The sequence below is a fragment of the Ruegeria sp. A4 genome (assembly GCF_056543025.1).
Genome location: NZ_JBQGAW010000001.1, coordinates 1,455,831 through 1,465,806, shown reverse-complemented (window position 1 = coordinate 1,465,806; position 9,976 = coordinate 1,455,831). Strand labels below are relative to the sequence as shown.

The 9,976-nt window shown below is 57.9% G+C and carries 8 protein-coding genes and 1 tRNA gene; 1 reads left to right on the top strand and 8 read right to left on the bottom strand.

All coding sequences use genetic code 11. The annotated features are described in order from the left end of the window. Positions 1–4: 4 nt before the first annotated feature. The 8 genes from ACR0E2_RS07290 to ACR0E2_RS07255 all read right to left on the bottom strand — a co-directional run bounded on the left by ACR0E2_RS07290 (position 5) and on the right by ACR0E2_RS07255 (position 8,772). Positions 5–1,684, bottom strand: coding sequence for an ABC transporter ATP-binding protein (locus ACR0E2_RS07290; RefSeq protein ID WP_480445882.1), 1,680 nt, complete (start codon positions 1,682–1,684; stop codon positions 5–7). A gap of 5 nt (positions 1,685–1,689) precedes the next feature. Continuing rightward, a complete protein-coding gene (locus ACR0E2_RS07285; RefSeq protein WP_171172770.1) occupies positions 1,690–2,772 on the bottom strand; it encodes an ABC transporter permease in 1,083 nt (360 codons plus the stop codon). Between the two features lie 71 nt (positions 2,773–2,843). Then, positions 2,844–4,208, bottom strand: coding sequence for a CmpA/NrtA family ABC transporter substrate-binding protein (locus ACR0E2_RS07280; protein ID WP_480445880.1), 1,365 nt, complete (start codon positions 4,206–4,208; stop codon positions 2,844–2,846). Between the two features lie 270 nt (positions 4,209–4,478). Then, positions 4,479–5,648, bottom strand: a complete 1,170-nt coding sequence (locus ACR0E2_RS07275; protein ID WP_480445879.1) for an ABC transporter substrate-binding protein — start codon at positions 5,646–5,648, stop codon at positions 4,479–4,481. Beyond that, positions 5,645–6,229: an ANTAR domain-containing response regulator gene (locus ACR0E2_RS07270; protein WP_171227792.1), complete on the bottom strand. Its 585-nt coding sequence runs from the start codon at positions 6,227–6,229 to the stop codon at positions 5,645–5,647. The genes ACR0E2_RS07275 and ACR0E2_RS07270 overlap by 4 nt, the downstream gene beginning before the upstream one ends. A gap of 830 nt (positions 6,230–7,059) precedes the next feature. Next, positions 7,060–7,134: transfer RNA gene (locus ACR0E2_RS07265), tRNA-Gln, on the bottom strand. Between the two features lie 90 nt (positions 7,135–7,224). Next, positions 7,225–8,214, bottom strand: a complete 990-nt coding sequence (locus ACR0E2_RS07260; RefSeq protein ID WP_480445878.1) for an NADPH:quinone reductase — start codon at positions 8,212–8,214, stop codon at positions 7,225–7,227. A 96-nt stretch (positions 8,215–8,310) separates the two neighbouring features. After that, positions 8,311–8,772, bottom strand: coding sequence for an SH3 domain-containing protein (locus ACR0E2_RS07255; protein ID WP_171205541.1), 462 nt, complete (start codon positions 8,770–8,772; stop codon positions 8,311–8,313). Positions 8,773–8,970: 198 nt separating this feature from the next. On the opposite strand from ACR0E2_RS07255, the gene ACR0E2_RS07250 reads away from it, so the two are divergent. Next, positions 8,971–9,957, top strand: a complete 987-nt coding sequence (locus ACR0E2_RS07250; RefSeq protein ID WP_171232003.1) for a 2-hydroxyacid dehydrogenase — start codon at positions 8,971–8,973, stop codon at positions 9,955–9,957. Positions 9,958–9,976 lie beyond the last annotated feature (19 nt).

Genomic DNA, 9,976 nt, shown 5'->3' with positions numbered 1-9,976 from the left:
GGTTTCACTCCGCTGCAATCGCCTTGGGGGCGGGTGTTTTTGGCTTGGCGCCGTGTTCGTATTCTTCGAGGAAATCGAGGACCTCCTGCCGGTAGGCGTAGTAGTCCGGATGCTCCAGCAGCGCTTTGCGGGTGCGCGGGCGCGGCAGGTCGACCTTGGTGATCTTGCCTATGGTCGCTTGTGGGCCATTGGTCATCATCACCACGCGATCGGCCAGCAGGATCGCCTCATCCACGTCATGGGTCACACAGATTGCGGTGACCTTGGTGCGGGACCAGACCTCCATCAGCACTTCCTGCAATTCCCAGCGGGTCAGACTGTCGAGCATCCCGAAGGGTTCATCCAACAACAGCAGTTTGGGCGATAGGGCAAAGGCGCGGGCGATGCCGACGCGTTGTTTCATGCCGTTCGACAGGTCGCTTGCGGATTTGTCCATCGCATCGGCCAGACCGACGCGTTCCAGATAATATTCAACGACATCCTGACGCTCGGCGATGCTGGCCTTGGGATAGACTTTGTCGACCCCGATCGCGACGTTTTCCTTGGCAGTCAGCCATGGGAACAGGTTGGGGGATTGGAACACCACGGCGCGTTCGGGATCAGCCCCCTCGACATGACGACCATCCAGCTTGATCGCGCCCTTCGATATATCGTTTAGCCCGGCGGCCATGGTCAGAACCGTAGATTTTCCGCAACCTGAATGGCCGATCAGCGAGATGAACTCGCCCTTATCGATCTTCAGATCGAAATCCTCAACAACAGTCAGAGGGCCCTTGGGCGTCGGGTAGACTTTATGAAGCTGTGAGAAGTCGAGGAAACGACTCTCGATCATCCCCATTTGTGCCTCGGCCACCGCCGTTGGCACTCCATGGATCGGTGTAACATCGGGCAGGATGCGCGAGCCTTCGACCTTGGCTTCGATCCCCACATCCATCAGGTACTTGGTGACGTCGGCGCGCAGGCGCTTGAACGTCTCGTCGTTGTTCATTGCACCGCGTTCGCGAGGGCGCGGGATCGATACGCGGAATTCCTGGCCCAACGTACCATCGGGGTTCAGGGCGATGATCCGGTCGGCCAGAATGATCGCCTCGTCCACGTCATTGGTGATCAGAACGCAGGTCTTTTTGTCGGCCTCCCAGATATGTTCGATCTCATCCGCCAGATTGGCACGGGTGAGCGCGTCGAGCGCCGACAGAGGCTCATCCAGCAACAAAACCTCGGGGTTCATCGACAAGGCACGCGCCACGTTGACCCGCTGACGCATCCCACCCGACAGTTCCGCCGGGCGGCGCGTGGCAGCGTGGCTGAGACCCACCATCTGCACATAATGCGCGACCTTCTCGGCCTTCTCAGTCTTGCCGAGGCCCGGAAAGACCGTATCGACCGCCAGCCCCACATTGCCGCTGACCGTCAGCCAAGGCATCAGTGAATAATTCTGAAATACTACGCCACGTTCCGGGCCCGGCCCCTTGATCGGAGTGCCTTTGAACGTGACCTCTCCGCCAGTTGGAGTATCCAGACCGGCCATGAGGTTAATCAAGGTCGTTTTTCCGGTGCCGGAAAAGCCGAGGATCACCAGAAACTCGCCCTTCTGCACGTCCAGATCGATGCCTTTCAGCACATCCGTCCGCGCGGCGCCTTCACCGAAGGATTTCGTGGCGTTTTTGAAGCTCAGTATGCTCATCGCGCTCACCGGTTGTTCGTGAATGTGAAGAGGGATTGCAGTGCGTACATCACCCGGTCCAATAAGAAACCGATGATGCCGATGGTGAAGACCGCAACCATGATCTTGGCAAGCGAGCTGGACGAACCGTTCTGGAACTCATCCCAGACAAATTTGCCCAAACCGGGGTTCTGCGCCAGCATTTCAGCCGCGATCAAAACCATCCAGCCGACACCCAGCGACAGGCGCAAACCTGTGAAAATCAGCGGCAACGCCGAAGGCAGCACCAGCTTAGTGACTTTGGTATAGGTGTTCATTTTCAGAACCTTGGAGACGTTCACCAAGTCCTTGTCGATGGTCGCCACACCCAGCGCGGTGTTGATCAGAGTCGGCCAAAGCGAACACAGGGTCACGGTGATGGCCGAGATCAGGAAGGACTTGGCGAACCAACCGTCGTTGGTGACGTAGACGGCCGAGACGATCATGGTCACGATCGGCAGCCATGCCAGAGGTGAGACCGGTTTGAAGATCTGGATCAGCGGGTTCAGCGCCGCATTGGCGGTCGGCGACAGTCCGGCAGCGATCCCAAGGGGAACGGCCACAACGGTCGCGATCAGAAACCCGAAGAACACGGTTTTGATAGAGGTCCAGATTTGCTGGTAGTAAGACGGCGCGCCGGTGTAGGCGACTTGTTTGACCTCGTCCGCGCGGCCCGTATCGATCAGCTTCTGGTTCCGTTTCTCAACCATTGCCTCGAACTTGGCGCGCTTGGCGGCCTTGGCCTGTGCGTCCTCGTTGAGGTTGACCATTTCTGCCCAGACCTGAGCTGGGCCTGGTACGGCGCCCAGGGAAGTTTGCACTTTCGGGGCGAGCGTCCCCCAAAGCAGCAGGAAGGCGCAGATCGACAGCAGGGGGACGACCAGAAGACGCCAGATTTCGGTCATCTGAGCGCGGGGGTTGTCTCCGGCGGCAGCTTTCAGGACCGGGGTAGCCCAACTTAGGCCAAGAACCTGGAACCATTTGTCGGCGGCGTTGATGCGAGTGAACAGGCGGGTGCGACGCGCCTCTTTGGCGGCGTCTGCGTTGAATTCGGGATCGACCGTTGTCATCTGATGTGTCCTTGCGATGGCGGGGCACTTTGGGGTGCGCGCCCGACTGATACCGGGCGCGACGCGTGGGATTAGCCTTGTACGTCCGAGCCGACGATCTTCTGATCGCCCTTCAGACCAATGGACAGGCTTTCGAGATAGGCGTTGGGGGTGCGGCCGTCATAGGTGATGCCGTCGATGATATCCTCGGCCGGGGTGGGCGCTTTATAACCATCACTGTCCCAGGGGAAGTCGGCCTCATTCGCCAGGCCTTCATTGACCAGAAGGCGCGCGGCTTCCAGATAGATCTCGGGTTTGTAGACAGATTTGGCAACCTCGTCATACCAGCTGTCGGGCTTGGAATCAGGGATCTGACCCCAGCGGCGCATCTGTGTCAGATACCAGATCGCGTCCGAATAGAACGGGTATGTCGCGTTGTAGCGGAAGAACACGTTGAAATCAGGAACTTCGCGCTTGTCACCTTTTTCGTATTCAAATGTGCCGGTCATCGAGTTGGCGATCACGTCATAATCTGCGCCCACATATTCCGCGCGGCTGAGGATTTCGACCGCCTCGGGGCGGTTGGCGTTGTCGTTCTCATCCAGCCACATCGCGGCGCGGATCAGGGCCTTGGTCACGGCCAGCGTGGTGTTGGGATACTCTTCTGCGAACTCGGCAGTGATGCCAAAGACCTTCTCAGGGTTGTTCTTCCACAGCTCATAGTCCGTGATGACCGGCACGCCGATACCCTTGAACACAGCCTGTTGGTTCCAAGGCTCGCCCACGCAGTAGCCGTATATCGTGCCGGCCTCCAACGTGGCAGGCATCTGCGGCGGTGGCGTTACTGACAGGAACACATCTGCGCCGATCTGGCCGGTTACGTTGTCAGGGCTGTAGTAGCCGGGGTGCAGTCCACCGGCAGCAAGCCAATAGCGCAGTTCGTAATTATGGGTCGAAACGGGGAAGACCATGCCCATGTTAAAGGGCTTGCCTTCGGATTTGTATTTCTCGACGACCGGAGCAAGCGCCTCAGCGCTGATCGGGTGCTGTGGCCGGCCATCCTCCATTTTGGGGATATTCGGCTTCATTTCTTCCCAAATCTCGTTCGAGACGGTGATGCCGTTGCCGTTCAAGTCCATCGAAAATGGTGTTATGATATGCGCCTCGGTCCCGTATCCGATAGTCGCGGCCAAAGGCTGCCCGGCCAGCATGTGCGCGCCATCCAGCTGCCCGTCGATCACGCCATCCAGCAGCACTTTCCAGTTGGCTTGTGCTTCCAGCGTCACGAACAGACCTTCGTCAAGAAAGTACCCATTCTCATAGGCGACAGCCAGCGGCGCCATGTCAGTCAGTTTGATAAATCCAAAAGTAAGCTCGTCTTTTTCCAGTTCCAGTTCGGCCAGTGCCGGTGACACAAGCGCCGTCGTCGCAGCAAGGCCTAAAAGAAGCTTTTTCATCTCGTTCCCTTTCGGTTCAGCCCAACCCGTTGGGCAAACAAAAAAGCCGCCGACACAGTCCGCCGGGAGGAGGTGGCGGATGGTCGAGCGGCTTTGCTCTTGTGAGGTGCCCTGGACTATGGGCGAATTCCGTCGGTGGGCGTCGTTGCCTTCCGATGTTCCGATTTAGCCAGTCACGCAGCGGCGCGTCATCAATTTTCCGCGTTTTCACCTCGAAAATTCTGCGTCGCAGCAATAGCAGATGCTGCACTGCAAAAATTTTGTGCAGACTTACCCCGCTGGCTCGAAAATGCGTCGGTCGAAAAAGACGTTCCGAGACAGAATCAGGCTGCCATTGGTCGAGGCAACCGCCGTCGACTCGGGTAACGCCCCTTCAAGTTTCTCGGACGCGCCGGGTGTTTCCACACCAAGCCCTTGCAATTCGCGACGATAGAGATCACTGCGAAAGACCTTTGCGGATTGTCGTTCCGCAGTTCCGGCGTCCAGCCCGTTTCGTTTCGCCAATTGATGCGCAACCCATTTCGCCTGACTGCGCCATGGGAAGGTGGCAGCGCCGTCAAAAAACTCGACAAACCCATCGACATGGCGCTGCTCGCCGCGGGCCGATATAGTGAATTCGCCCATCAGCGCTCGGTCAATCAGCTCGGGTGAGACGTTGAGATAGGTTTTACGCGATAGCATCTCGGATGCAGTTGTACGGCTGTCCGTGTTCGAAAGCCAGCGTCCTGCGCGCCAAACGGCCCGCATAAGGCTTCCCAGCAAATGTGGTTCGGTTTCGGCCCAGTCGTTTCTGACCGCCAGCACCTTTTCAGGTGCACAGGACCAGATCGCCTTGCCGGGCAACAGCAGTGCGCCGACATTGTCGTCTACAGCGAATGAGCCCCAGGGCTCACCCACACAGAAGGCATCGATCTCGCCACCTGCGAGCGCCTGCGCCATGAGTGGAGGCGGGACGGTTCGGATTTCGACCTGTTTCGAGGCCAGTTCGGTTCCAGCGACCCAATAACGCAACAATTCAACATGCATCGAAAACGGAAAAGGTACACCGAACACCAAAACGTCGCCGGCGGCCTGTGCCAGTGCAGCCCCAGCTGCAGCAGCATCGGAGAAATCGAAGCCGTAGCCTTGGTCGGTCAACCGCACAGCCAATTGAGTTCCAACACCTATGACATTGCCATTGAGCGACAGGACAGACACGGCGGATAACGGTGTCGCAATGCCTCCAAGACCCAAAGCCATCGCAACGGGGACGGGTGACAGCAGATGTGCCGCGTCCACGTGCCCAAAGGCCAGCATATCACGCAGAGACGACCAAGATGGAGCCGGTCGCAGGTCCAACGAGATGCCTTCGGCGTGGTCAAACCCCATCTCGCGTGCCACGATCAGTGGAGCGGCATCAACCAAAGGCATATAGGCGACAGGCAGGGTTACCGTTCTCATGACAACAAACCTGATGCTGTGACCAAGGCTTCGGACACCTCGGCAACCCGGCGATTCTGATTCATCGCGGTTTTACGGAGCAGGGCATAGGCTTCATCTTCCGAAACGCCCTTGGCCTTCATTAACAAGCCCTTAGCTCGGTCAATCACTTTGCGCTCTTCCAGCGCACGGCGGGTTTCGGCCAGTTCGGTCCGCATCTGACGTAACACCTGAAACCGGGCAATAGCGGTATCGATCACAGGTTTAATGCGCTCGGCTTGCAAACCGTCGACGACATAGGCCGACACCCCGGCCTCAACTGCGGCTTTCGCCAACCCGCCCGCAGCGCTCGAGACAAACATCGCCACGGGACGTTCCAATGGACCTGAAGCAACGGTGAGTTCTTCCAGCATATCCCGCGATGGATTGTCGATGTCGATCAGGACAATGTCTGGGCTATGCGTTGCAATTTTACGTGCCAGACCGGAGACATTGCCAATTACAGAAACGTCTACGTCGCCAGCCTCTTTTAGGGCATCTACGATCGCAAAAGCACGCTCTTGGTTCTGTTCGACTACAACGACAGTCAGATGTTGATTCATAGAGTCTCAACTGAGACCAAGGTTCATTGATCGCAATTCCAAGGCCAATAATATGTTCACCAGGCTGCCGGTTCGCCCATAATATCAGCATATTTTCGCATTTAGCGGAATGTCTGCACAGTTTTTCTACATGGCATCAAAGAAATCTGCGGTGAGCGCTGCAGTGGCGTCTCGCATCGAACCTTGTGTTTTTCACTTGCTCTAACGGTCGTAGGATTTTTCAACAACTCTGATCTGTCCGATCGCATCAAGACGGGGCATGCCTTGCCCCATCAGAAGTTCAAACTGCCGCAACTTCGAATCTACCTCTTCTGGCTTCGGTCGCTTGTTTGCTATTCGTGGTTCTCCGTTTCCTAAACATAACGGTGGACCAGTTCAGTTGGGGAGGCTCAAAGCTGCGCATCCTGCTTTGTTCTGCCAGGACCCCTACCAGTTCCGCTGAGAGATCTTCAGTCAGCAGGGCTCAGGTCTTGAGAGGCGTGGGCGTACACGATTTCTTTCTCCATTCGCTCATAGATCGTGAGAAGCTTGGCGGCTCGTTTCACGGCGTCGAGCGGGAGGTCGGTACGCAGGGAAAGGTACAGAGATGAGTTTGATTGTAAGTTTGATCGCGCCCTGGGAAGGCATTTGCGGAAATGGAATGCCCGACCCATTCGCATGAGGTAAGGGCCGGCGCAGTGTTTTGGCTTCTGATGGGACGAGCCGGAGCGCTTGCGCGCATAGTGCGCAACGGTTAGTGTTGCACCCTCTGTCACAGTTTCGGGCGACTGAGACGCATTGTCTAAGATGAGCTTGGGAAAGCTCTTATTTTCTCGACATTTCATGGAAAGTGGCTGGGGTGGTAGGATTCGAACCTACGATACACGGTACCAAAAACCGCTGCCTTACCACTTGGCTACACCCCAACAGTGAGCGGCTGTCTACGATTGTTGTTGGCAGGGATCAAGAGCGTTTTGTCAAAAAATCTCACGTTGAACAGTTTTTTTTCAGGGCGGTCATTTGGTGTCGATCAACACGGCTCCGGTCCGGTTTCCATCCTGCACCATTGCATGCGCAGACGCGCATTCCTCAAGTGCAAAGACCTTTTGAACAGGGCAGGTCAAAGCGCCATCCGTCAATGCTTTGTGAAGGATCTTCACGGCATTGGTACGAAGATCCGGCGGAAGAAGATAAATCAAAATGGTCTCAAGCGTCATGGCTTTGAACATCATCGGTCCGAACGGAAACACGGGGGTCATGTCTTGGGCAGAGCCATAGGCGTTGATGCGACCGTTCTCGGCGATGACCGTGGCGTTTGTTTGAATATTCCGGCCGAATTCGACGTCGATGATTCGGCCGATTGTCTTTCCTTTATTTGCATCGAGAATTTCGGTGGACAGATCCTCGCTGGCGTAATCAATCACGATATCTGCGCCGGCTTCCCGGACCCGGTCAAAGTTGCGAGGGCTGGCCGTCGCGATCACGCGCGCGCCTGCCCATTTGGTAAGCTGAACGGCCAGAAAGCCGACGGTGCCCGCGCCACCATGTATCAAGATCGTTTGCCCATCGGGACGGCCGCCTGAAAACACCGCGTGGCAGGCGGTAAGACCGGGAATGCCCAGAATCGCGCCGGTCTGCAACGATACTGCATCCGGCAAAGCCACGGCCTGCGCATCGGGAAGGGTGATGTGGCTGGCGGCGGTGCCGAAAGGGCGTTGCCATTGCCCGTTCCAGATCCACACGCGCTGACCGATCCGAGATGCGGAAACTCCGTCGCCAACGGCCGAGATCACGCCAGAGCCATCACTGTGCGGGATGATCAGGGGGAACGGGGGCTCCGTCACGCCCGGTCTGGTCCCGGCGCGGGCTTTGACGTCGGAAGGGTTCACCCCGGAAAAGGACAGCTCTACCGTGACCTCGCCCGGACCCGGCGGGACCGGAGGGAGGTCCTGTATCCGCAGGACATCGGCCGGGTCTCCGAAGGTGGAATATGTAACTGCGCGCATGATCGCCTCCGTTTCGGTCGAGTTTCACAGCATATCGGCGGGAAACTCAAACACCTTGTCGCGTGTCCGCAACGCGGGGGAAGGTCGGCCCTGTGGTTATTCGCGAATCTCGGACGGGTCGACCCCCCATAGATTCGACTTCAAGGTCCACCCCCGATACCCGCCAGCGGTGATCCGGCACCAGTCCAGCGAACAGGTTCCCAGTCGGGCCACGACCCCGGATTCGAAATGCGCATTCACGGGGGAGGTCGGATCGGGTCGGGCATAGACAGGCAGCATTTCAGATTCAATCAGTACTGTCCGAACACCCGACAATAGGGCGTAGTGAACCCAGCCTCCAGCGCCGTCGCGGTCCTGAACCCGTCGCCAGTTGCCGTATTCGGCAGTGACCTGAAGCGGCATTCCGCGCCGTTTGAACACCCAGTCGATTCGATGTGTCAAAGAAGGTCCGCGCCGCACGTTGCCTTCTGCTGCTTTCATCGAGACATAACGGGGCAGGGGGAGGTTGGTGACGGATCCTCGTTTCACGTCGGCATGAGCAGCCCATGCGCCGAACATGATCAGAAATACGGATAGTGCCGCCAGACAGCGGCGATTTACCGGTCGAATACCACTCACTGACTGCCTGCTCTTATGCCTGTTGATCCGGTTCCGAAAAAAGGTCGACTCAATGCCAAAGGGGTTCTTGTGCCCCGCCTTATCCTGCGCCACGATGCCATGGCGCGCGTCCGTTTGCAAAGCAGTGGGAGGGCCGAGGTGCCAAGAGAACGTTTGAGTGTTGTCGTTACGCGACGGTTGCCCGAAGCGGTCGAAACACGTTTGAGCGAGTTGTTTGATGTGCGCTTGCGCGACGATGACACTCCGATGACGCGCGAAGAACTGGTGGCCGCAGTGCAGGAAGCTGATGTCCTGGTGCCTACGGTAACCGATGCGATTGATGGCGGTCTGCTGGGCCAGGCGGGCGAAAGGCTGAAGCTCATCGCCAATTACGGTGCCGGTGTCGACAATATTGACGTGTCCACCGCGCGCCAGCGTGGGATTCTGGTGTCGAACACGCCGGGGGTTCTGACCGATGACACCGCCGATATGACCATGGCCCTGATTCTGGCGGTTACCCGACGCATTCCCGAAGGTTTGAGCGTGATGCAGCAGGGAGATTGGTCCGGCTGGGCGCCCACCGCGTTTCTGGGAGGCCGTATCGGAGGTCGTCGTCTGGGCATTCTGGGCATGGGCCGGATCGGGCAGGCGGTGGCGCGGCGTGCGAACGCGTTTGGAATGCAGGTTCATTATCACAACCGCCGCAGGCTGCGCCCCGAGACCGAGCAGGAGCTGGAGGCAACCTATTGGGAAAGCCTGGATCAGATGGTCGCGCGGATGGATGTGATCTCGGTCAATTGCCCCTCAACGCCGTCGACCTTCCATCTGATGAACGCACGTCGTCTGAAACTGATGAAACCCTCGGCGGTGATCGTCAACACGTCACGTGGTGAAGTCGTGGACGAAAACGCCCTGACCCGGATGATCCGCGCAGGTGAAATTGCGGGGGCGGGGCTGGATGTCTACGAACAGGGCACTGACGTGAACCCGCGCCTACGGCAGCTGCCCAATGTGGTTCTGTTGCCTCATATGGGATCGGCAACGCTCGAGGGCCGGGTGGAGATGGGCGAGAAGGTCATCATCAACATCAAGACCTTTGAAGACGGCCACCGCCCGCCGGATCAGGTTGTACCGGCAATGCTCTAGCGCTCTGGAAAGGAGCAGG

Excerpts from the sequence above, each read along its gene's own strand:
- ACR0E2_RS07275 (WP_480445879.1), bottom strand. The coding sequence starts at position 5,648 with ATGAGAACGGTAACCCTGCCTGTCGCCTATATGCCTTTGGTTGATGCC.
- ACR0E2_RS07260 (WP_480445878.1), bottom strand. The coding sequence starts at position 8,214 with ATGCGCGCAGTTACATATTCCACCTTCGGAGACCCGGCCGATGTCCTG.
- ACR0E2_RS07285 (WP_171172770.1), bottom strand. The coding sequence starts at position 2,772 with ATGACAACGGTCGATCCCGAATTCAACGCAGACGCCGCCAAAGAGGCG.
- ACR0E2_RS07270 (WP_171227792.1), bottom strand. The coding sequence starts at position 6,229 with ATGAATCAACATCTGACTGTCGTTGTAGTCGAACAGAACCAAGAGCGT.
- ACR0E2_RS07280 (WP_480445880.1), bottom strand. The coding sequence starts at position 4,208 with ATGAAAAAGCTTCTTTTAGGCCTTGCTGCGACGACGGCGCTTGTGTCA.
- ACR0E2_RS07290 (WP_480445882.1), bottom strand. The coding sequence starts at position 1,684 with ATGAGCATACTGAGCTTCAAAAACGCCACGAAATCCTTCGGTGAAGGC.
- ACR0E2_RS07255 (WP_171205541.1), bottom strand. The coding sequence starts at position 8,772 with ATGTTCGGCGCATGGGCTGCTCATGCCGACGTGAAACGAGGATCCGTC.